We start from the raw sequence: 21,430 nt of genomic DNA, 5'->3' as shown, positions 1-21,430 counted from the left end.
AGCGAGCCGTGCCCCAACGACGTGGCGCGGCGACTCCCCACTCCTGACCCTCGATGGAGGCAACCATGGGTCGAACCTCCGTGAGAGCGGCTGCGGTCGTCACACTCGCCGCGCTGTTCACCGGTACCGCCACCGCTGCATTCGGTGCGACTCCGGAGGAGGAGGTGAACACCCCGATCCCCATCGATCTCTCGGCCGGGCGCTACATCGTCCTTCTCGAGGAGGCCCCCGCGGCCACGTACGAGGGCGGCGAGAACGGACTGGCCCCCACCAAGCCCGAGAAGGGCGACAAGCTCGACGCGTCGGCGCGCGATGTGCAGCGCTACTCCAACTTCCTCGAGGACCGGCAGCAGGAGGTCGCCCAGGAAGCGGGCGTCACGCCGGACGGCAACCTCACCATCACCCTCAACGCGTTCACCGCGAACCTGACGGCCGCGCAGGCGGCCAAGCTCGCTGGGGCGAAGGGCGTCAAGTCGGTCGTGCCGGACGAGATCCTGCACCCCGACGCCGTGCCGTCCACGGAGTTCCTCGGGCTCGAGGGCGACAACGGCGTCTGGAACGCCGTCGGGGGCGTCGGTGAGGCCGGCGCCGGCACGGTCGTCGGCGTGGTCGACACGGGCATCGCGCCCGAGAACCCCTCCTTCGCCGGAGCGCCGCTGGGCACGGCGCCGGGCGCTGAGCCGTACCTGGACGGCAACACCGTCGTGTACGCCAAGGCGGACGGCAACGCCTTCCGCAGCGACCGCGTGACCGGTCAGGCGTGGAGCAACGACGACTACTCGACCAAGCTCGTCGGCGCCCAGTACTTCAGCGCCGGCGCAGCGGCGGCGGGCTTCGACTTCGCCGACGACTACCTGTCGCCGCGCGACAAGGACGGCCACGGCTCGCACACCGCCGGCACCGCGGCGGGCAACCACGATGTCGCGGCATCCGTCGAGGGCATCGACTTCGGGAACGTCTCGGGCGTCGCGCCGGCCGCGAAGGTCGCCGCATACAAGGCGTGCTACGTCGGTCCCGACCCGCTGGTGAGCAGCGACGACATCTGCGCGCTCAGCGACCTGATGGCAGCGATCAACGCCGCCGCCCGCGACGGCGTCGACGTGATCAACTACTCCATCGGCGGCGGTGCGGCGACCACGACGTTCGCCACCGAGGATGCCGCGTTCTTCAACGCCGCGGCAGCGGGCATCTTCGTCGCGGTCAGCGCGGGCAACGACGGCCCCGGTGCGTCGACCGCCGACCACGCCTCGCCGTGGTACACCACCGTGGCGGCATCGACCGTCCCGACGTACGAGGGCACGGTCGAGCTCCCCAACGGCTTCCTCGCGGCCGGGGCATCGGTGAGCGTCCCGTTCGGTGAGACCGTCACCGCGCCGGTCGTCTACGCCGGAGACGCCGCGGCCACCGGCGCGGCGGTGACGGAGGCGCAGCTGTGCTTCCTCGACACCCTCGACCCGGCCGTCGTGACGGGCAAGATCGTGGTCTGCGACCGCGGCACGAATGCCCGCGTCGAGAAGTCGCAGGCGGTCGCCGAGGCGGGCGGTGTCGGCATGATCCTGGTGAACGTCACGCCGGGCTCGCTCGACAACGACTTCCACTCGGTGCCCACCGTGCACATCGCCGACACGTACCGCGCCGACCTGCTCGCCTACGTGCAGGGCACGCCGGATGCCACCGCGACACTGCACAGCGAGAACATCACGGGCATCGAGACCCCGACCCCGGTCGTCGCAGGCTTCTCCAGCCGCGGCCCGATGCTCGCCGATGGCAGCGACATCCTCAAGCCCGACGTCAGCGCACCGGGTGTCGCGATCCTCGCGGCGACGCAGAACGCCGAGGGCGAGCAGCCGACGTTCGGCTTCAAGTCCGGCACGTCGATGTCGTCGCCTCACGTCGCCGGTCTTGCGGCGCTGTACCTGGGTGAGCGTCCCAACGCGACGCCGGGCGAGATCAAGTCGGCCATGATGACGACCGCCTACGACACGAAGAACGGCGACGGCAGCACGAGCACCGACCCGTTCGCGCAGGGCGCCGGACACGTCGACCCCACGCGGTTCTTCGAGCCGGGTCTGATCTACGACAACGGTCCGGCCGACTGGGCGGCGTACCTGCAGGGCAAGGACCTGTACGACTTCGGCGTCGAGCCGATCGACGGCAGCGACCTCAATCTCGCCTCGATCGCGATCGGCTCGCTGTCGGGCCCGCAGACCGTCACGCGCACGGTGCGTGCGACGACCGCCGGCACGTACACCGCCTCGGCCGAGGTCGCGGGCGTGGACGCCGTCGTGGAGCCGGCATCCCTCACCCTCGCCGAGGGGCAGACGGGCACGTTCACGGTGACCTTCACCAAGACGACCGCCGACCCGGAGACGTGGGCGACGGGCTTCCTCACCTGGTCGGGCCCGACGACGGTGCGCTCACCGATCGCCATCTACCCGGTGACCGCGGACGCTCCCGCGGATGTCGCCGGCGAGGGCATCAACGGCAGCACGACCGTCGAGATCACGCCCGGCGTGACCGGGGAGCTGCCGCTGAACCTCAGCGGCCTCGCCCCCGCGGTGCTGCAGACCGAGGAGGTGTTCGGCAACGGCGTCGAGGTGCCGGGTCACTCCGGCAACGAGACGTCCGGTGACGCCGACGGCTACTCGTACTACGTGGTCGAGGTGCCGGAGGATGCGACGCTCGCCCGGTTCGACCTCGACTCGTCGGACGACGAGGGCTCCGACCTCGACCTGTTCGTGTACCGCGTGGTCAGCGCCGAGGACCTGCGCTACTACGAGTCGTGGCAGTCGGCCAGCGCCGCCGCGGACGAGTCGGTCGTGCTGACGGAGCCGACGGCGGGGACGTACCTCGTCGAGGCGCACGTGTACTCGCACACCGCGCCGTTCACGTGGGACCTGACGACCGCCGTGGTCACGCCCGAGGGCGAGGGCTCGCTCACCGCGACCCCGAACCCGCTGCCCGTGACCGAGAGCACGCCGACCAGCTACACGCTGTCGTGGACCGGCCTCGCGCCCGACACCCGCTACTACGGCGTGGTGCAGTACGGCGAGTCCGACGTGCGCACGGTGCTGACCGTGGACGCCGGCGCTGCGGCTCCGGTCAACAAGGTTGCACCGAAGATCGCCGGCTCGGCGAAGGTGGGCAAGACGCTCAAGGCCAACCCCGGTCGCTGGGAGCCGAAGGACGTCGCGCTCGCGTACCAGTGGCTGCGTGACGGCGCCCCCATCGAGGGAGCCACCGCGCAGACCTACACCGTGACGCAGGCCGACGCCGGAACGGCGTTGTCGGTGCAGGTCACCGCCACGCAGGAAGGCAACATCAACGCCGGCGCGGCGGTGAGCGAAGCCAAGATCATCCGCTAGACACCCCCATGAAGGCGCCCGGGCTTCGGCCCGGGCGCCTTCGTCTGCCCTGGCGTCTCACCCCGGTGATCGAGCAGCGCGCCAGCGCGTATCGGGATCCCCGAAGCGGAGGTGACGTACCGGCGGCCGCCCGGCGCGTGATCCGACGTGAGTTCAGACGCGGCGACGACGCCGCGTCAGCCGCACGGCTGGAAGCGGCGGTGCCGGGATCCGCTCGTCGCCGTGCTCCACGACGCGACCGAACCGGTCCGAGCCTGCCTCCCAGGCCTCGCGTGCCTCGACGATCTCGTCGTGGCTGCGCCCGACGAAGTTCCACCACATGACGATCTCGTCGTCGAACGGCTCGCCGCCCAGCAGGAACAGCGTCGCGCCCGCCTCGCTCGCGATCACCACGTCGTCGCGCTGGAGCCCGAGGTACAGCAGGTGCGCGGTGTCGAGAGTGACGGATGCCTCGCCCCGCTCGCCGTCCGAGCCGGGTTCCACCAGTGCCACCTCGCCCTCGACGGCGATGAGCGCGTGCTCCCATGATCGCTCCAACGGCACTCGGACGGTCGACCCGGGCGGGATGCGCAACTCCGCTCCGACGATCGGGGTGTACGTCGATGCCGGCGACACGACGCCGTCCAGCTCGCCGAGGACCACCGTCGCAGACCCGGGCTGTCCCGACTCCGCCATCAGGGTCACTTCGGGGAGCACGGTGTGCTGCTCGAACGCGGGCACGCCGTGCCGACGCGACTCCGGCAGGGCGACCCACAGCTGGAGGGCATCCAACGGCGTGGCATCCTCGCCGACCGAGTACTCGGAATGCGCGATGCCGGCACCGCTGGTCATGAGGTTCAACGCCCCGCGACGGACGATGACGTCGCTGCCGACGGAGTCGCGGTGACGCACGTCGCCGACGTACGGCCAGGTCACCGTCTGCAGGCCGATGTGGGGGTGCGGCTCGACGCGCATCCTGGTGCTCTGCGGGCCGAAGCGGTCCAGGAAGCACCATGCGCCGACGAGCGGCAGATCGCGCTGCGGCAGCGACCGTCGCACCGACATCGCGCGGACGCCGCCCAGCGGCACCTCGCGTGCTTCCAGGAGCAGCGTGCGGGGGCCGTCGCAGGCCGCCGCACCGCCCAGCTCCATGGCATCCGGGTCGAGGCCGCCGGCCACACCGGCCGACCCGGCGGACGAGGTGTCGAGCCTGGTCATGTCGCGTCCGCCGTCAGTTCGACGCGGGCCGCGATGGCCACGCCACCCGGAGGCCGGGCACGTCGTTGTCGCGGAGGTAGGCGGCGACGACCGGGCACAGCGGCACGATCACATCGTCGCGCTCGGCCTCGTCGGCCATCGCCTCGGCGATGAGTGTCTGCGCCAGGCCGCGCCCGCGGAAAGCGGGGTCGATCTCGGTATGCGGGAATCGGAGGCGCCCGCGCGCGTCGGTCGAGAACTCGGTGAACCCGGCGAGCACATCGCCCACGTGGATCTCGTAGCGCCCGGCCTCGTCGTTGCGCGCGACGGTGGTCTCGTCGGTCTTCGCTGGCATCGGCATCCTCTCGTCCCTCCCCTCAACGTAGGCGGGGTCGCGGGTGTTCCGCCAGCGCCGGACCCGTGCCGGTGTCGCGCCCGGTCCCTAAGATCGCAACGTGTCGATGTTGCACGTCGTAGGTGTCCCCAGCAGCGCGGGCAGCTACGCGCCCGGACAGGAGCAGGCGCCCCGCGCACTGCGAGCGGCGGGCTTGATCGCAGCGCTCGAGCAGGCCGGCAACACCGTGGTCGACGCCGGCGACCTCACGCACCGGGTATGGACGCCCGATCGCGAGAACCCGTACGCGCAGAACCTCGACGATGTCGTGGCATCGACCACGGAGCTGGCCGAGACGGTGACCACGCTCGCGCCCGACGGTGCGCGGCTTCTCGTTCTCGGCGGGAACTGCCTGGTCGCACTCGGCGTGTGCGCGGGCCTGCGACGAGCGGGAATCGACCCGCGCCTGGTGTACCTCGACCGGCACTTCGACCTCAACACGCCCGAGAGCACGAACGAGGGGGCCCTGGACTGGATGGGCGTCGGCCACGCGCTGGCGCTGCCGGGCACCGCCGACGCACTCACCGATGCCCTCGGGCCGCGGCCCCTGCTGGCATCCGACCGGGTCTTCTTCCTCGGCGTCGACCCCGAGGCTGCGACGGACTGGGAGAGACAGCAGGTCGCGGAGCTCGGCCTGCCCATGGTCACGCTCGATGAGCTGTCCGCCGCACCGGCGTCGGCCGCGCGCACCGTGCTGGCCGACGTCGGCGCCGGTCCGTTCGTGGTGCACGTCGACGTCGACGTGCTGGACTTCATCGACGCGCCGATCGCCGAGAACGTCAACGGCCGCAACACGGGGCCGACGATCGAGCAGCTCGGGGAGGCGCTGACCGAGCTCCTGCGCAGCCCCGGCTGCCGGGCGATCTCGGTCGGTGAGCTCAACCCGATCCACGCCGAGGCCGATCCCGCCGCCCTTCCGCGCTTCGTGCAGGCTCTCGCCGGCGCGCTCGCACGGCGGTAGCGCCACCCCACGGGGAGCGGATGCCACGGCACGACCTGGCAGACTCGGACGATGCCCGTCTCGCTCCTGGATGCCGTGCCCCGTGGTGCGGACGCCGACGCGATGTACACCGGGTTCGTCGAGTGGGCGGCCGATCGAGGGCTGACACTGTACCCGGCGCAGGACGAGGCCGTCATCGAGATCGTGTCGGGGTCGAACGTGATCCTGTCCACGCCGACGGGGACCGGCAAATCGCTCGTCGCCGTGGCCGCGCACGCCGCGTGCCTGGCCCGCGGAGGCCGCAGCTATTACACGGCGCCCATCAAGGCGCTCGTGAGCGAGAAGTTCTTCGCCCTCGTGGACATCTTCGGCGCCGCCAACGTCGGCATGGTCACCGGTGACTCCTCGGTCAATCCGGACGCGCCGATCATCTGCTGCACCGCCGAGATCCTCGCGAACCTCGCACTGCGCCACGGCGCGGATGCCGGCGCGGATCAGGTCGTGATGGACGAGTTCCACTACTACGGCGACCCGGACCGCGGCTGGGCGTGGCAGGTGCCGCTGCTGCTTCTGCCGCGTGCGCAGTTCATCCTGATGTCGGCGACCCTCGGCGACGTGACGACCATCGCGGCGGACCTCGAGCGTCGCACCGGGCGCCCGGTCGCACGCATCACCGGCGTCGAGCGCCCCGTGCCGCTGCACTTCTCCTATGCCCGCACGCCGGTGCACGAGACGGTCGAAGAGCTGCTGCAGACAGGTCAGGCGCCCGTGTACATCGTGCACTTCTCGCAGGCCGCGGCGATGGAGCGGGCGCAGGCGCTGTCGTCGATCCGCGTCGTCACCCGCGAGCAGCGCGAGGAGATCGCCGACGCGATCGGCGGGTTCCGGTTCACCACGGCCTTCGGGCGCACCCTCTCCCGTTATGTGCGGGCCGGGATCGGCGTGCACCACGCCGGGATGCTGCCCCGATACCGCCGCCTCGTCGAGACGCTGGCGCAGCGGGGACTCCTGCGCGTCATCTGCGGAACCGACACCCTCGGCGTGGGCATCAACGTCCCGATCCGCACCGTCCTCATCACCGCTCTCTCGAAGTACGACGGCACCCGGATGCGCCAGCTCACGGCCCGGGAGTTCCACCAGATCGCCGGACGCGCCGGCCGGGCCGGCTTCGACACCGCCGGCACGGTCGTCGTCATGGCGCCCGACCACGAGATCGAGAACGCGGCGGCGCTCGCGAAGGCCGGCGACGACCCCAAGAAGATCAAGAAGGTCGTGCGCAAGAAGGCGCCCCAGGGGTTCGTGAACTGGAGCGAGGCATCCTTCGAGCGCCTGGTCGCCGCTGAGCCGGAGCCGCTCGCGCCGCAGCTGCAGCTGACCGCCGCCATGCTCATCAACGTCATCGCCCGCGGCGGCGACGTGTTCGGCAACGTGCGCGCCCTCGTCCGCGACAATCACGAGCCGCGGCACCGCCAGTTCGAGCTGGCACGTCGGGCGCTGGCCATCTTCCGCACCCTGCTCGCCGCCGGCGTCGTGGAGATCGACCGAGGTGACGACTCGTCTCGCTCGGCCCCCGGCGCGGCGACGATCCGGCTCACCGTCGACCTGCAGCCCAACTTCGCGCTCAACCAGCCGCTGTCGCCGTTCGCGCTCGCGGCGATCGAGCTGCTCGACCCCGAGGATGCGCCCGGCGCCGCCGGCACGGGCCACTACGCGCTCGATGTCGTGAGCGTCATCGAGGCGACGCTCGACGACCCGCGCCCGGTGCTGTCGCAGCAGGAGTTCCGCGCCCGCGGCGAGGCGGTCGCGGCGATGAAGCAGGAGGGTCTCGACTACGACCAGCGCATGGAGGCGCTCGAGGAGGTCACCTACCCCAAGCCCCTCGAGGAGCTGCTCGCACAGGCCTACGAGGTGTTCGCGTCCAGCCAGCCATGGGTGCGCGACTTCGAGCTGTCACCGAAGTCCGTCGTGCGCGACATGTTCGAGCGGGCGCTGTCGTTCTCGGAGTTCATCTCGCTCTACCAGCTCGCCCGCAGCGAGGGGCTCGTGCTCCGGTACCTCAGCGACGCCTACCGCGCCATCCGTCAGACGGTGCCGGCCGACGCCCAGACACCGGACCTGCTGGATCTCATCGCGTGGCTCGGCGAGGTCGTGCGTCAGGTCGACTCGAGCCTCGTGGACGAGTGGGAGGCGCTGATCAACCCCCAGGACGACCCCGAGGCGCCCGTCGTCCCTCCCGCGCCGCCGTCCGTCCTGAACAACCGGCGCGCATTCGGCGTGCTGGTGCGCAACGAGCTGTTCCGCCGCGTGCAGCTGGCGGCGTTGCAGCGTGACGATGAGCTGGTCGAGCTCGACCCGGACGTCGACTGGCCCGCCGCGCTCGACGCGTACTTCGACGAGCACGACGAGGTCCTCACCGGCGGTCCCGCGCGCTCGCCGCGCCTGGTCGACATCGACGAATCGGATGCCGCCGGCACGGGCCATTGGCGGGTGGAGCAGATCATCGACGACCCCGAGGGGCATCACGACTGGCGCATCCGCGCGGTCGTCGATCTCGCGGCATCCGAGGAGGCGGGCACCGCCGTCGTCCGTGTCACGGAGGTCGTCCGGCTCTGACCGCGGGGCAGCATCCGTCCTCGGCGCCCGTGTCCCGAACATGTCCCGAAAAAACGGCTGGGATGCCGGTTCCAGGCCTGTTTCCGGGACGCGCGGCCGCTTCTTCGGGACACGGCGGCGGGGGCGTAGGTGGGCGGGCGCGGCGGGCGCCGGGCGAAGTCAAGGCGCTCGCGCCAGAGATGGAAGTCGACCTAGCGTCGTCGTATGAGTCGAGCGGAGCAAGAGCGTCCCTGGTGGGACACGGCCGTCGTGTACCAGATCTACCCGCGCAGCTTCGCGGACTCCGACGGCGACGGCGTGGGCGACCTGCGCGGCATCCTGCAGCACATCGACCACCTCGCCGATCTCGGCGTCGACATCGTCTGGCTGTCGCCGGTGTACCAGTCGCCGCACGACGACAACGGCTACGACATCTCGGACTACCAGCGCGTCGACCCGATGTACGGGACCCTCGAGGACCTCGACGAGCTGATCGCCGCGCTTCACGAGCGGGGCATCCGGCTGATGATGGACCTCGTCGTCAACCACACCTCCGACGAGCATCCGTGGTTCGTCGAGTCGCGATCGAGCCGCGACAGTCCCAAGCGCGACTGGTACTGGTGGCGGGATCCGGTCATCGACGAGGACGGCCAGCGCCAGGAGCCCAACGACTGGGGCTCGTTCTTCTCCGGGCCCGCCTGGGAGTGGGATGCCGCGACCGGCCAGTACTACCTGCACCTGTTCTCGCGGAAACAGCCCGACCTGAACTGGGAGAACCCCGAGGTGCGCGCCGAGATCCACCGGATGATGAACTGGTGGCTCGACCGGGGGATCGACGGCTTCCGCATGGACGTCATCAACTTCATCTCGAAGGACCCCGCCCTCCCCGACGGCGACCCGATCCCGGGCTCACCATGGTCGGACGGCGCCCCGCACTTCTCGTACGGCCCGCGCATCCACGAGTTCCTGCAGGAGATGCACCGCGAGGTCTTCGAGGGGCGCGACGCCCAGCTCGTCACCGTCGGCGAGATGCCCGGGGTGACGACGGAGCAGGCGCGCCTCTTCACAGACCCCCGTCGCGGCGAGGTCGACATGGTGTTCCAGTTCGAGCACGTCTCGCTGGACCACGGTGAGATGGGCCGGTTCACCCGGCGCTCGGTGGAGCTCGTGCAGCTGAAGACGGTGTTCGACCACTGGCAGCGTGCGCTGGCCGATGTCGGCTGGAACAGCCTCTACTTCAACAACCACGACCAGCCGCGCAGCGTCAGCCGGTTCGGCGACGACGGCGCGCACTGGTACGAGTCGGCCACGACGCTCGCGACGCTGCTGCACCTGCAGCGGGGCACGCCCTACGTCTACCAGGGCGAAGAGCTCGGCATGACGAACATGAGGTTCTCCGACATCGCCGAGGTCCGAGACATCCAGAGCGTGAACTTCTACCGCGAGGCGCTCGCCGCGAGCGACGGCGCCTCGGCGTCCGAGGTGTTCGAAGGCGTCCTCGTCGGCGGCCGCGACAACGCCCGAACACCGATGCAGTGGTCGGCCGCGTCGAACGCCGGATTCACCACGGGTGAGCCCTGGATCGCCGTCAATCCGAATCACTCCTGGCTCAACGCCGAAGCGCAGCGCGACCAGGAGCGTTCGGTCTTCGCCTGGTATCGCTCGCTGATCGCGCTGCGACACGAGGACCCGCTCGTCGTACGGGGCGACTTCACGCTGATGCTTCCCGACCATCCGCGGCTCTTCGCCTTCACCCGCTCGCACCCGGACCACGGCGGGATGCTCGTGGTCGGCAACTTCTCGAGCGGCGATGTGAACGTTCCGGCGGACCTGTTCGACGATTGGACGGATGCCGAGCAGGTCCTCGCCAACCACCTGGGCGATCGCCGGTTCGAACCCGTGATGCGCCCCTGGGAGGTCCGCGTCCTCCGCGTCCAGTGAGCAAGGACGGCGATGCGGTGGCGACAGCTCAGCCGAGGCTGAGGCCGCCGTCCGTGGTGAGCACCTGCCCCACCACCCAGGACCCCTCCGCGGTCGCGAGCCACGCGATCAGGCGGGCGGGATCGGCCGGCTCGCCGTACCGGCCGAAGGGCGTCCGCCGCATCCACTCCTCGATTTCGGCGAGCGGCCGATCGGTCGTGTCGGGATCGAGGTAGCCGGTGTTCACCGGACCCGGGTTGATCGTGTTGAGGATGATGCCGAGATCGAGCAGGTCGGCGGCGACCGTGCGGGTGACACCGGCGAGAGCCGCCTTGCTGGTCGCGTACGCCACCTCGCCGGGCATCGGCCCGTCGATCTGGCCGGACGTCATCCAGAACACGTGACCGGTCGGCTCCGGGTACGGCGCACGGCGAGCACGGCGCTCTCCCGGGCGCATCGCGGGCGAGGCATCCGCTGTATCGGCCCGCAGCGCTGCGAACGCGCGCGTGAGGAGGATGGTCGACCGCGCGTTGGTCTGCCAGAACGAGTCCAGCCGGTCGGCGGTCATGTCGAGGAGCGAGCCGTCGTCGCCGCTCTGGGCGTGGTTGCACACGAGGATGTCCAGCCGGCCGGTGAGCGCCGAGGCCGCCTCGATCACGACCGGGACGGCGCCGGCGTCGCGCAGGTCGGCGCTGACGTCCCCGAAGGCGGCGCCGGGTGACAGAGCGTCGCGCAGCTCGGCGCGCACGGCGTCGAGGTCGTCGCCGCCCCACGGCAGCCGGGTGTCGTGCGGGCGGAAGTGATGGATGAACACGTCGGCGCCGAGCTGGGCGAACTGGCGCGCGACCGCGAAGCCGATGCCGCGGCGCCGTGAGACGCCGGTGACGAGCGCGGTCTTGCCGTGCAGTGGAAGGGAGGAGGAGAACATGCGATGCCTTTCGCGGATGCGCGATGGCGGCATCCGTTGGTCTTCGCGCGAACGCGCGGTCTGCGGGTGACGGGGCAGGTCACAGGCATTGCATGGCTCAGAGAATACGCGATGCACCAGGATGGCGGCATGCCGACCTACGTGGGGTTCCTCCGGGCGATCAACCTCGGCCGCAACCGCGTCTTCCCCAAGGACGACATCCGCCGGGTGGTCGAGCAGGCCGGCTTCACCGACGTCGCGACGCACATCAACACCGGCAACATCCGCTTCTCGACGCCCATGCGGTCCAGGGAGAGGATCGAGGCTCAGCTCGAGCGCGCCTTCGCCGACGACCGCGGGTTCGAGGTGCCGACGATCGTCTACCGCCTCGACGAGTTCGCCGGCCTCGCGAGGGATGCCGCAGAGCTCAGTGCCGCGCATCCCGGCCTCGCGCGGCATTACGTCTACCTGCTCAAGGAAGAGCCGTCGCCGGAGATCGTCGCCCGTCTCTCCCAGCTCGCCTCGGATGCCGGCGAGGTGGTGGTCCGCGGCCGCGCCGCACACGCCCTGCTGCGCCCCGGCTACGAGGCGGGGAACGTCGACCCGCTCGGGGCGGTCAGGCTCCTCGGCGTCGCGACGAACCGGAACCTCAGCGTCATCACAACGCTCGCGTCGAAGTGGGCATGACGGGGCATCCCGGTCTTTCGGCGCAGACCCCCGGCGGCGTCCGAGGCCGCGGCTACCCTGGTACGGGTGAGTGTTCCGCAGGGCGACCCGTACGCCGATCTGGCGTGGGATCCCGATGAGTTCGCCCCGCCTCCGCCCGAAGACGACCCCTACGCACCCTCCGGCTGGTTCCCCCCGGATGCCGCAGGCCCCGACGCGCTCGCAGCGCCGGCGTTCACGGCATCCGGTCCTCGACGTGACTTCGTGGGAGCCGACCCCCGCGGCGTGCTGCAGGACGTCTACGGGTACGACTCCTTCCGCGGCGAGCAGGCCGCGATCGTCGACCACGTCATCGCCGGCGGCGACGCGGTCGTGCTCATGCCGACCGGTGGTGGCAAGAGCGTCTGCTACCAGGTGCCGGCGCTCGTGCGTCCCGGCACGGGTCTCGTGGTCAGCCCGCTCATCGCGCTCATGCACGACCAGGTCGATGCCCTCGTCGCCAACGGCGTCCACGCCGCCTACCTGAACTCGACGCAGAACCCGCAGGAGCGGGCGGCCGTCGAGCGGGCCTACCTCGCCGGTGAGCTCGACCTGCTCTACGTCGCCCCCGAGCGGCTGAACCTCGAGACCACCCTGCGCTTCCTCGCCCGCGGCCGGCTGAGCGTCATCGCGATCGACGAGGCCCACTGCGTGTCGCAGTGGGGCCACGACTTCCGCCCCGACTATCTCGCGCTCGGAGCGCTCGCCGACCGGTTCCCGGGCGTGCCGCGGCTCGCCCTCACGGCCACCGCGACACCCGCGACGCACCGGGAGCTGACCGAGCGTCTGCGGCTGCCCCGCGCGCGGCACTTCGTGTCGAGCTTCGACCGGCCCAACATCCAGTACCGCATCGAGACCAAGACCGACCCGCGGCGGCAGCTGGTGCGCTTCATCCGTTCGCAGCCCGAAGGCTCGGCGGGCATCGTCTACGCCCTCAGCCGCAAGTCCGTCGAGCAGACAGCGGAGTTCCTGTCGGGGCAGGACATCGACGCGCTGCCGTATCACGCGGGTCTGCCGGCCGAGACCCGCGCGGCGAACCAGGCGCGGTTCCTGCGCGAGGACGGCGTCGTGATGGTGGCGACGATCGCCTTCGGCATGGGCATCGACAAGCCCGATGTGCGGTTCGTCGCCCACATCGACCTGCCGAAGTCCGTCGAGGGGTACTACCAGGAGACCGGGCGCGCGGGCCGCGACGGCGAGCCCTCGGTGGCGTGGATGGCGTACGGGCTCGGCGACGTCGTGCAGCAGCGCCGCATGATCGACCAGTCACCCGGCGACCGGGCATTCAAGACCCGGCTCGGGCAGCACCTCGACGCCATGCTCGCCCTGTGCGAGACCGTCGGATGCCGTCGCCAGAACCTGCTGTCGTACTTCGGTGAGGACTCCAAGCCGTGCGGCAACTGCGACACGTGCCTCGAGGCGCCCGAGACGTGGGACGGCCTCATCCCGGCGCAGAAGCTGCTGTCGACCATCGTCCGTCTGCAGCGGGAGCGCGGCCAGGCTTTCGGTGCCGGCCACCTCATCGACATCCTTCGCGGCACGGCCACCGACCGCATCCGACAGCAGGGGCACGACACCCTCTCGACGTACGGCTTGGGCGCGGATCTCAGCGAGCAGGACTGGCGCAGCGTGATCCGGCAGCTGCTGGCGCGGGGCATCCTGGTGGCGCGTGGGGAGTACGGAACGCTGGCTCTCGGCGAGCCTGCCGCCGGCGTGCTCCGGGGCGAGGCGCCCGTGCCGCTGCGACGGGATGTGCTCGGACGCGTGCCCGCGACGCGCGTGCGCCGGTACTCCGCGACCGAGACGCTCGACGACGACGACGCGGCGCTGTTCGAGGCCTTGCGCGTCTGGCGTGCGGGGGTCGCGAAGGAGCTCGGTGTGCCGGCGTACATCGTGTTCGGCGATGCGACCCTGCGGGCACTCGCGCAGCTGCGGCCGAAGCGTCTCGCCGACCTCGACGGGGTGAGCGGCATCGGGGCGAAGAAGCGGGAGGCCTACGGCGAAGCCGTCCTCGCCGTCGTCGCGGCGGCCTGAGGAGGCCATCGCACCGCCCTCGCGCCTGCCGCGTTCGCGTGGCGGCAGCATGCCTTGAGTCACGCGAGCCCCGAGGGAGAGCGTCAGCGCGGGCGGTACGCGCGCACCCGCTCGACGCGCAGCACGTGCGGCAGCGCGGAGAGGTCGCGGGTGCCGTCGCCGCGGGGGAACTCGTAGATGTCGAGCATCAGCTGCACGGGATAGCCGATCGCCTGCGCCACCGTCCTCACCCAGCGGCCGTCGATGAAGAACCGCAGGCGGTCCGGCGTCCACTCGACCGCATAGTCGTGCATCTGGGTGAGGTCGCCGTCGACCCGGACCTTCTGGAAGTCCGTACGCAGCCGCGGATCGTGCTGCGCCTTCACGCCGACGCCCACCAGACCGCCGTCCTCATCGATGTCGCTGCCGAAGATCTCCGCGATGCAGATCTCGCCGCAGTCGTCCGGCTGCTGCTCGAAGCCGATCGGCCAGAACGCCACCATCACGTCCGGATGCCGCACCGCGGCCATCCTCACCTCGATGACGCCGTGCCGTACGAGCAGTCCCCGGTGGTCCGGCTGCTCCTCGCGCACGCGCAGCCCGGCGCGGAACCGGTGCTGACCGATGCCGCTGCCGAGCGGTCCGGAGTGCTGACCGGACTGCAGGTGCGAGACGCGCAGGTCGCCGTCGAGCTCCGGCGCCCACGGTGCGGTGTCGGGGTCGATCCGCAGCTCGAGTCCTCCATGGCCGACACTCCAGCGGGATGCTGCAGCCTCGCGCGACGACCAGTGCGGCAGGTAGTACGGCCACCATCGCTCGGGATCGAGGCCCGGACCGGCGAAGCGCTCGTCGACGTGGAGCTCATAGCGTGCGCGGTCGAGCGGCGACATGTCGAGCACCCAGATGTTGAACGTCATCTCGGCGCCGCGCCAGAGTTCCGTCACGCGGCCGCGGTGCTCGAACCCGGCGCGCCGGCACAGCGCATTGGACGCGGGATTGTTCACGCTCGGATACGCCACTACAGGCCGCGCCTCATCCTTCACCGCCACTTTCGCAAGGAGAAGCCGGAGCGCATCGCGCGCGACGCCGCGACCCTGCCATGCGGGGAGGACGTTCCACCCCGCTTCCCACACCGCCTCGCCCTCATGTTCCCTCGGCCAGAACCCGATGCCGCCGGCCGGTGCGCCGTCCACGACGATCCGGTACATGAACGCTTCCCCGGTCTGCCAGCGCCGCAGGTAACGCTCGTGTCGTGCCCGGATGTCATCCGCGGACTCCGGTCCACCCAGGTGAGTCGTCATTTCGGGCGTGTTGGCGGCGACGAGCAGTGGCAGGTCATCAGCGCTCCACCGCTCCAGTCTCACGACGCCGCTCACGAGCTCAGTGTGCACCGCCGCGCCGACAGAGCGCACCACCACCTCGGTCCGCTCCGCTGCAACTTGCCGCCGGTGTCGTGCACATGATCAGATCGACGGGCGTCGAAATTGCAACGATTCACACGGGACGGCCGCGTCCCCCAGGAAGGACGACGATGACCAATCTCGCAGCGGTGATGCCCGAACTCGGTCGGATCGAGGTCCGCGACGTCCCGGAGCCGCAACCCGGCCCTCGGGAAGCGGTCGTCCAGATCGAGGCGGTGGGCGTCTGCGGGTCGGACACCGCGTACTTCACGCACGGACGGATCGGCGACTGGGTCGTCGACGGCCCGCTCATCCTCGGACACGAGGTCTCGGGTCGTGTGGTCGCGACCGGCGAGGACGTGACGCGTTGCGCCGTGGGGGATCTCGTCGCGATCGAGCCGGGGACGCCCTGCCGCGACTGCGAGGACTGCATGGCCGGGCGCTACCACCTGTGCCCTCGCCTGCGCTTCCTCGCGACGCCGCCCTACGACGGTGCGCTCGTGCAGCGGGTCGCGTTCGATGAGCGCAACCTCTTCGTCGTGCCGGCGCACATGACCGCCGAGGAGGCGGCGCTGTGCGAACCTCTGTCGGTGGGTATCTGGGCGTGCCGACGAGCGGAGCTGCGCCCCGGGGAGCGCGTGAGAGTGTCGGGCGCGGGTCCGGTGGGCATCCTCGCGGCGCAGGTGGCGCGCGCCCTGGGCGCGTCGTCGGTCGTGGTCACCGACGTCTCGGAGTTCCGCCTCGGCAGGGCCAGCGACCTCGGCTTCGACGTGGAACACAGCGGAGAGGTCGCCGAAGGGCCCGGTCACGAGGATGCGGACGTCCTGCTCGAATGCTCCGGTGCACCGGGGGTGCTGACGCAGGGTCTGTGGCGGCTGCGCAACGGCGGCCGAGCCGCGATGGTCGGGATGCCGAAGGCTGATGTCTCCCTCCCGCTCTCCCGACTGAACGTCAAAGAGATCTCGATCGCGCTGGTGAATCGCTACGCCCATACGTGGCCAACCGCCATCTCGCTCGTCGCGTCCGGGCGCGTCGACGTCGCCTCGCTCGTGACGCACCGATTCGGTCTCGAACAGACCGAGGACGCCCTCACGCTCGCGTCCCGCGTGCCCGACTCGCTCAAGGCCGTCGTCCACCCGCAAGGGCTGCCGGACGAGGCCCGCTGACGACCTCTCGGCGGTCGGCTCTACAGCTCCTGCGAGTAGTAGTAGGCGCGCTCGCCGGTATCGGGATCGGTGCCTCGGAAACCGTGGCGCTCGTAGAAGCGCTGGGCGTCGGCATCCGCTTCGTCGACGTTGATCTCGATCGCCGAGACGCCCATCGCCCGGCATTCGGACAAGAGGCGCTGGATGATCGCGGTGCCGGTTCCTGTGCCGCGGACAGGAGGGGCGACGTACATCTCGTCGAGCAGCGCCACCGGACCTGGGTACCAGACATTCGGTCGCAGGGTTACAAGGGCCAGCCCGGCGGCCGGCTCGCCGCCGAGCAGGGCGAAGGTCGTCGGGCCCGCCAGCAGCGCGCGCAGGCGCTCCGCGAGCACAGCCGCTCCGGGCGACGGCGTGTCGAATTCGGTGTTGAAGTCGTGCAGCATCCGGGCGACCGTATCGGCGTCGCCGATGCCGGCGCGTCGGACCGCGACCTCCGTCATGGCTCCACGCTAGCGGCCGCACGAGGCCCGCTGACGACTCTCTCCGCCGGAGGAGCGGCCTCGCGGCAGATACGGTGGAACCAGAGCATGTCGGCCGGCATCTCCTGTGCGCTTCGAGCGTCGGACCGCCGGCATGCGACATCCCCCTCTTCCCGAGGAGACATGTGAGCGACCGCGCCCTCATTCCGGACTGGCCACGCATCTCGGTGGTGACCAACGACGACGGCACCGGCTCGGTCACCGTCGACGGCGCGACCACGGCCGTGAAGGCGCGGGACGCCGCCGGCGCCCGTCAAGCCGTCATCGCCCTCGTGGTCGAGGTCGCACAGCAGCATGGCCGTGCCGTGCGGGTCGCGGCGAGCGGGAGCGACGGCGTGCGCGCGCTGGTGGTGGCACCGGACGGATCGGTCGAGGAGGGGATCGAGTCCACGACCGGCCCGATCGTCGCGGTGCCGACGGCCGAGCCGGCGCCCGCCCCGGCGGCCGCGCGCGCGGTGACCGCGGAAGCCGCCCCGACGCCTGCCGCGGCATCCGACGAGCCCGCACTCACGCGCCGTGACGCGCGCCTGCTCACGGCGCGCGACTTCGCCGAGTCCGCCAAGCCGCCGAAGCGGATGCCCGCGACCGAGGGTGTTCGCGGCGGATTGAACAAGGTCGGCTTCCGCCTGGCTCCCGGCAAGAAGGAGCAGGCCAAGCGCGACCGGCACGACACCATCCAGGACGCCTTCGCCGGCCGCAAGACCATCGCGGTGATCGGCGAGAAGGGCGGCGTCGGCAAGACGACGACGACGTACCTGCTGGGAGCGACGCTCGGCCGCGTCCGGGGCGGCAGCGTCCTCGCATGGGACAACAACGAGTACAAGGGCACCCTCGGCATCCGCTCGGTGCCGTCGCCGACGCACGACCGCACCGCGATCGACCTGCTGCGCCACGTCCACGCCAACCCCGGTCAGCTGAGCTCAGCCGACCTGGTCGACTTCGTCCGCGGACAGAAGGACAACAAGTTCGACGTCCTCGCCTCGCAGAGCCTCGACGGTGACAGCGAGGTGATCGACGACGAGGCGTTCGGCCTGCTGCACGACACGCTGAGCCGCTCGTACCGCGTCATCATCGTCGACACCGGCAACAACTCCAAGGCCGGCACGTGGCAGTCCGCCGTCGCCGCGGCCGACGTCCTCGTGCTGACGACCATCGTGAAGGAGGACAGCGCCCGCACGCTCGCGTCGATGGCCGACACCCTCGTCGCCCACGGGCACGAGGCGAAGCTGCGCAACGCCGTCACCGTCATGAGTCACCCGTCGCCGACGAGCTACCCGGATCTCGAGAAGCGCCTGACCCGGCACATGGGCGAGCTGACCCGGCAGGTCGTGTCCGTGCCGTTCGACGTCGCCCTCGACCGCGGCGACGTGATCGACTACGACGCGCTCTCCGACCGCAGCCGCGAGGCGTGGATGGAGGTCACCGGCGCCGTCGCCGCCGGCCTGAAGTAGCTCCACCGGCCCCGCGGAGCTGCCTCGCGCGGACCCGCTGTCAGGTCCGCACAAGCCGCCGGTCCGACGCCACGGCCTCGGTTTGTGGGCATCCGCCAACCGGTTTGCTGGCGCGTTGTAGGAACTCCTACCGTCAAGGTGACTTCCTACTCGCGACACCGGAAGGTGATGCACATGGCCGACGCCGTCCGCACGAAGAAGCCCGCCACCAGCAAGCGCACGCCGGCTGGAGGTGCCCCGACCGCGCCGCACACGGCGGCCGAGGCATCCGAGGCCCGCATCGACATCGCCGCCGTCACCGACCTGCTCCTCGGCACGTGGGCGGACACGCGGCGCGAGGCCCGCGCGATGATCAAGGACCCCGCCTTCTGGCAGGTCCACGGGATGCCGATGCCCGAGCACCGCGAGCGGGTGCTGTCGCAGCTGCACCTGCTGGTCGAGAACGGCGGCTCACGTCGCGCGTACCCCAAGCAGTACGGCGGGCTCGAGGACAACGGCGCCAACATCGCCGGCTTCGAGGAGCTCGTCCTCGCCGACCCCAGCCTGCAGATCAAGTCCGGCGTGCAGTGGGGTCTGTTCGGTTCGGCCATCCACCAGCTCGGGACCCAGAAGCACCACGAGAAGTGGCTGCGGGCGGTCATGGATCTCGAGCTACCCGGCGCGTTCGCCATGACGGAGACCGGTCATGGATCGGATGTCGCGGCGATCGGCACGACCGCCACGTACGACCCCGAGACCGAGGAGTTCGTCATCCACACGCCGTTCCGCGGCGCCTGGAAGGACTACCTCGGCAACGCCGCGCTGCACGGCAAAGCGGCGACCGTGTTCGCGCAGCTCATCACCGGCGGCGTCAACTATGGCGTGCACTGCTTCTTCGTGCCGCTGCGCGACGACGAGGGCAACTTCCTCCCGGGCGTCGGCGGCGAGGACGACGGTGTCAAGGGCGGCCTGAACGGCATCGACAACGGCCGCCTGCACTTCGACCACGTCCGCATCCCGCGCGAGAACCTGCTCAACCGCTACGGCGACGTCGCCGCGGACGGCACCTACAGCTCCGCGATCGCGAGCCCCGGCCGGCGCTTCTTCACGATGCTCGGCGCACTCGTGCAGGGCCGGGTGTCGCTGGACGGCGCCTCGACGACGGGCACCGCCCTCGCGCTGTACATCGCCCTCACCTACGCGAACCAGCGCCGCCAGTTCGACTCCGGCAGCGGCACGGACGAGGTCGTGCTGCTGGACTACGGCAAGCATCAGCGCCGCCTCATCCCGCTGCTGGCGCAGAACTACGCCCAGTTCTTCAGCCACGACGAGCTGCTGAGGAAGTTCGACGGCGTGTTCTCAGGTCGCACCGACACCGCCGAGGAGCGGGAGGACCTCGAGACCCTGGCCGCCGCGCTCAAGCCCCTCTCGACCTGGAACGCGCTCGCGACGATCCAGGAAGCCCGCGAGGCCTGCGGCGGCGCCGGCTTCCTGGCTGAGAACCGCATGGTCGGCCTCCACCAGGACCTCGATGTCTACGTCACCTTCGAAGGCGACAACAACGTGCTGCTGCAGCTGGTCGGCAAGCGGCTGCTGTCGGACTACGCGAAGCAGTTCAAGGGAGCGGATGCCGCCACGCTGGCCCGCTACGCGGTCGGTCAGACCGCCGGCAAGGTCTTCCACGGTGCCGGTCTTCGTCAGCTCGGCCAGGCGGTCGCCGACCTCGGCTCCACCGCGCGATCGGTCGAGCTGGGTCTCCGGCAGGAGCAGCAGCACGAGCTGCTGGCGGGCCGCGTGCAGCAGATGATCGCGGATGTGGCATCCGCCCTGCGTCCCGCCGCGAAGCTGTCGCCCGCCGAAGCCGCGGCACTGTTCAACGCCCACCAGGCAGAGCTCATCGAGGCCGCGCGCGCGCACGGCGAGCTGCTGCAGTGGGAGGCGTTCACCGACGGCGTGCACCGGATCGCAGACGCGGGCACGAAGCAGGTCCTGATCTGGCTGCGGGACCTCTTCGGCATGCACCTGATCGAGAAGCACCTGGCGTGGTACCTCATCAACGGCCGGCTCTCGACGCAGCGGGCGGCCGCCGTCTCGCGGTACATCGACCGGCTCTGCTCGCGGCTGCGCCCGCACGTGCAGGACCTCGTCGACGCGTACGGCTTCGAGCCTGAGCACGTCCGCGCCCCGATCGCGTCCGGCGCCGAGCGCGAGCGGCAGGACGAAGCCCGCGCCTACTACGCGGCGCTCGCCGCGGCGGGTGAGGCTCCCGTGGCGGAGAAGTCGCTCAAGAAGCGGTAGCCGTCGCCGCCGTCAGGCGGCGGACCAGCCGCAGATGCCGCATTCGCCCGTGGCCGACACCTCGACGAAGCAGTTCGGGCAGACCTCGCGCTGCTTCTCCGGGACGACCGGCTTCGCCGGGCGGCGTGCGGCGCGCTCACCGGACGCGCGAGCGGATGAACGTCCCGTCGGAGCGATCGTCGGGGCGGGGCGCTGCACCTTCGGCACATGCACCGCGCAGTAGAAGCGCACGTACCCGTCGTGGTTCTTGGGGTGGCGGTGCTTGTACGCCCACAGCTCCGTGCGGGGGAGCGGCTCCGAGTCGGTACCGCAGACGAAGCAGCGGGTCGGCTCGCCAGGCACGACGTCGGCGGCGAGCACCGGGTTCTCGAAGGGGATGGCGTCCCGCCAGTCCGATGACGCGACGATCCTCATGCGTTCCTCCTGTACCGCGACGGCGAAGCGCCGACACTCCACCGTAAGCGACGCTTCGCCGAGTCGAGAATCGCCGCCTCGCATCTCGCTTCGCGGTTCACGAGGAGGGCGCTCGACGACCGGTGGAACGGTCGTCGAGCGCCCTCGACACGGCGCGTTCCGCGCCTGCTCAGCAGCCGCGAGGAACGA

At 70.7% G+C, this 21,430-nt stretch carries 15 protein-coding genes; 9 read left to right on the top strand and 6 right to left on the bottom strand.

Features of this window, described 5'->3' with window-relative positions:
• Positions 1-65 precede the first annotated feature (65 nt).
• Positions 66-3,365 carry a S8 family serine peptidase gene (locus tag AC5RVZ_RS12255; RefSeq protein ID WP_494066031.1) on the top strand — a complete coding sequence of 1,100 codons (3,300 nt, stop codon included), beginning with the start codon at positions 66-68 and terminating at the stop codon, positions 3,363-3,365.
• A 153-nt stretch (positions 3,366-3,518) separates the two neighbouring features.
• Here the strand turns inward: AC5RVZ_RS12255 and AC5RVZ_RS12250 are convergent, their stop codons facing one another.
• A complete protein-coding gene (locus tag AC5RVZ_RS12250) occupies positions 3,519-4,562 on the bottom strand; it encodes a pirin family protein (RefSeq protein ID WP_494066030.1) in 1,044 nt (347 codons plus the stop codon).
• Positions 4,563-4,575: 13 nt separating this feature from the next.
• Positions 4,576-4,896, bottom strand: a complete 321-nt coding sequence (locus AC5RVZ_RS12245) for a GNAT family N-acetyltransferase (RefSeq protein WP_494066029.1) — start codon at positions 4,894-4,896, stop codon at positions 4,576-4,578.
• Positions 4,897-5,002: 106 nt separating this feature from the next.
• Between AC5RVZ_RS12245 and AC5RVZ_RS12240 the strand changes: the two genes are divergently transcribed.
• The 3 genes from AC5RVZ_RS12240 to AC5RVZ_RS12230 all read left to right on the top strand — a co-directional run bounded on the left by AC5RVZ_RS12240 (position 5,003) and on the right by AC5RVZ_RS12230 (position 10,408).
• On the top strand, positions 5,003-5,896 hold the full coding sequence (locus tag AC5RVZ_RS12240; protein WP_494066279.1) for an arginase family protein: 894 nt from the start codon (positions 5,003-5,005) through the stop codon (positions 5,894-5,896).
• 51 nt (positions 5,897-5,947) lie between these two features.
• Positions 5,948-8,488 carry a DEAD/DEAH box helicase gene (locus AC5RVZ_RS12235; protein ID WP_494066028.1) on the top strand — a complete coding sequence of 847 codons (2,541 nt, stop codon included), beginning with the start codon at positions 5,948-5,950 and terminating at the stop codon, positions 8,486-8,488.
• Positions 8,489-8,692: 204 nt separating this feature from the next.
• The gene (locus AC5RVZ_RS12230) at positions 8,693-10,408 is read left to right on the top strand and encodes a glycoside hydrolase family 13 protein (protein WP_494066027.1); all 1,716 of its coding nucleotides are present in this window, start codon (positions 8,693-8,695) and stop codon (positions 10,406-10,408) included.
• Between the two features lie 28 nt (positions 10,409-10,436).
• Here the strand turns inward: AC5RVZ_RS12230 and AC5RVZ_RS12225 are convergent, their stop codons facing one another.
• A complete protein-coding gene (locus AC5RVZ_RS12225; RefSeq protein ID WP_494066026.1) occupies positions 10,437-11,315 on the bottom strand; it encodes an SDR family oxidoreductase in 879 nt (292 codons plus the stop codon).
• A gap of 129 nt (positions 11,316-11,444) precedes the next feature.
• Between AC5RVZ_RS12225 and AC5RVZ_RS12220 the strand changes: the two genes are divergently transcribed.
• Both AC5RVZ_RS12220 and recQ read left to right on the top strand, forming a co-directional pair.
• Positions 11,445-11,981, top strand: coding sequence for a DUF1697 domain-containing protein (locus tag AC5RVZ_RS12220; RefSeq protein ID WP_494066025.1), 537 nt, complete (start codon positions 11,445-11,447; stop codon positions 11,979-11,981).
• Between the two features lie 66 nt (positions 11,982-12,047).
• Entirely contained in the window at positions 12,048-14,033 is a 1,986-nt protein-coding gene (gene recQ / locus AC5RVZ_RS12215; RefSeq protein ID WP_494066024.1) for a DNA helicase RecQ, read from the top strand.
• Positions 14,034-14,116: 83 nt separating this feature from the next.
• Here recQ and AC5RVZ_RS12210 read toward each other — a convergent pair whose 3' ends face one another.
• On the bottom strand, positions 14,117-15,388 hold the full coding sequence (locus tag AC5RVZ_RS12210; protein ID WP_494066023.1) for a GNAT family N-acetyltransferase: 1,272 nt from the start codon (positions 15,386-15,388) through the stop codon (positions 14,117-14,119).
• Positions 15,389-15,543: 155 nt separating this feature from the next.
• On the opposite strand from AC5RVZ_RS12210, the gene AC5RVZ_RS12205 reads away from it, so the two are divergent.
• Positions 15,544-16,578 (top strand): NAD(P)-dependent alcohol dehydrogenase, encoded by a 1,035-nt coding sequence (locus tag AC5RVZ_RS12205; RefSeq protein ID WP_494066022.1) that lies wholly within the window; start codon positions 15,544-15,546, stop codon positions 16,576-16,578.
• A 20-nt stretch (positions 16,579-16,598) separates the two neighbouring features.
• Here the strand turns inward: AC5RVZ_RS12205 and AC5RVZ_RS12200 are convergent, their stop codons facing one another.
• Positions 16,599-17,060: a GNAT family N-acetyltransferase gene (locus AC5RVZ_RS12200; RefSeq protein ID WP_494066021.1), complete on the bottom strand. Its 462-nt coding sequence runs from the start codon at positions 17,058-17,060 to the stop codon at positions 16,599-16,601.
• 164 nt (positions 17,061-17,224) lie between these two features.
• Here AC5RVZ_RS12200 and AC5RVZ_RS12195 point away from each other — a divergent pair, with 164 nt between their 5' ends.
• Complete coding sequence (locus AC5RVZ_RS12195) at positions 17,225-18,550, top strand: MinD/ParA family ATP-binding protein (protein WP_494066020.1); 1,326 nt, start codon at positions 17,225-17,227, stop codon at positions 18,548-18,550.
• A 174-nt stretch (positions 18,551-18,724) separates the two neighbouring features.
• Positions 18,725-20,827: an acyl-CoA dehydrogenase family protein gene (locus tag AC5RVZ_RS12190; protein WP_494066019.1), complete on the top strand. Its 2,103-nt coding sequence runs from the start codon at positions 18,725-18,727 to the stop codon at positions 20,825-20,827.
• A 12-nt stretch (positions 20,828-20,839) separates the two neighbouring features.
• Here AC5RVZ_RS12190 and AC5RVZ_RS12185 read toward each other — a convergent pair whose 3' ends face one another.
• Positions 20,840-21,241, bottom strand: a complete 402-nt coding sequence (locus AC5RVZ_RS12185) for a glucose-6-phosphate dehydrogenase (protein ID WP_494066018.1) — start codon at positions 21,239-21,241, stop codon at positions 20,840-20,842.
• Positions 21,242-21,430 lie beyond the last annotated feature (189 nt).

This window comes from Arthrobacter sp. Cza30, assembly GCF_059090765.1.
The sequence above is the reverse complement of the archived record's forward strand: the minus strand, read 5'-3'. Positions and strand labels throughout refer to the sequence as shown.

Coding starts and splice junctions, on each gene's coding strand:
- AC5RVZ_RS12255 (WP_494066031.1), top strand. CDS start 66: ATGGGTCGAACCTCCGTGAGAGCGGCTGCGGTCGTCACACTCGCCGCG.
- AC5RVZ_RS12250 (WP_494066030.1), bottom strand. CDS start 4,562: ATGACCAGGCTCGACACCTCGTCCGCCGGGTCGGCCGGTGTGGCCGGC.
- AC5RVZ_RS12245 (WP_494066029.1), bottom strand. CDS start 4,896: ATGCCAGCGAAGACCGACGAGACCACCGTCGCGCGCAACGACGAGGCC.
- AC5RVZ_RS12240 (WP_494066279.1), top strand. CDS start 5,003: ATGTTGCACGTCGTAGGTGTCCCCAGCAGCGCGGGCAGCTACGCGCCC.
- AC5RVZ_RS12235 (WP_494066028.1), top strand. CDS start 5,948: ATGCCCGTCTCGCTCCTGGATGCCGTGCCCCGTGGTGCGGACGCCGAC.
- AC5RVZ_RS12230 (WP_494066027.1), top strand. CDS start 8,693: ATGAGTCGAGCGGAGCAAGAGCGTCCCTGGTGGGACACGGCCGTCGTG.
- AC5RVZ_RS12225 (WP_494066026.1), bottom strand. CDS start 11,315: ATGTTCTCCTCCTCCCTTCCACTGCACGGCAAGACCGCGCTCGTCACC.
- AC5RVZ_RS12220 (WP_494066025.1), top strand. CDS start 11,445: ATGCCGACCTACGTGGGGTTCCTCCGGGCGATCAACCTCGGCCGCAAC.
- AC5RVZ_RS12205 (WP_494066022.1), top strand. CDS start 15,544: ATGACCAATCTCGCAGCGGTGATGCCCGAACTCGGTCGGATCGAGGTC.
- AC5RVZ_RS12200 (WP_494066021.1), bottom strand. CDS start 17,060: ATGACGGAGGTCGCGGTCCGACGCGCCGGCATCGGCGACGCCGATACG.
- AC5RVZ_RS12190 (WP_494066019.1), top strand. CDS start 18,725: ATGGCCGACGCCGTCCGCACGAAGAAGCCCGCCACCAGCAAGCGCACG.
- AC5RVZ_RS12185 (WP_494066018.1), bottom strand. CDS start 21,241: ATGAGGATCGTCGCGTCATCGGACTGGCGGGACGCCATCCCCTTCGAG.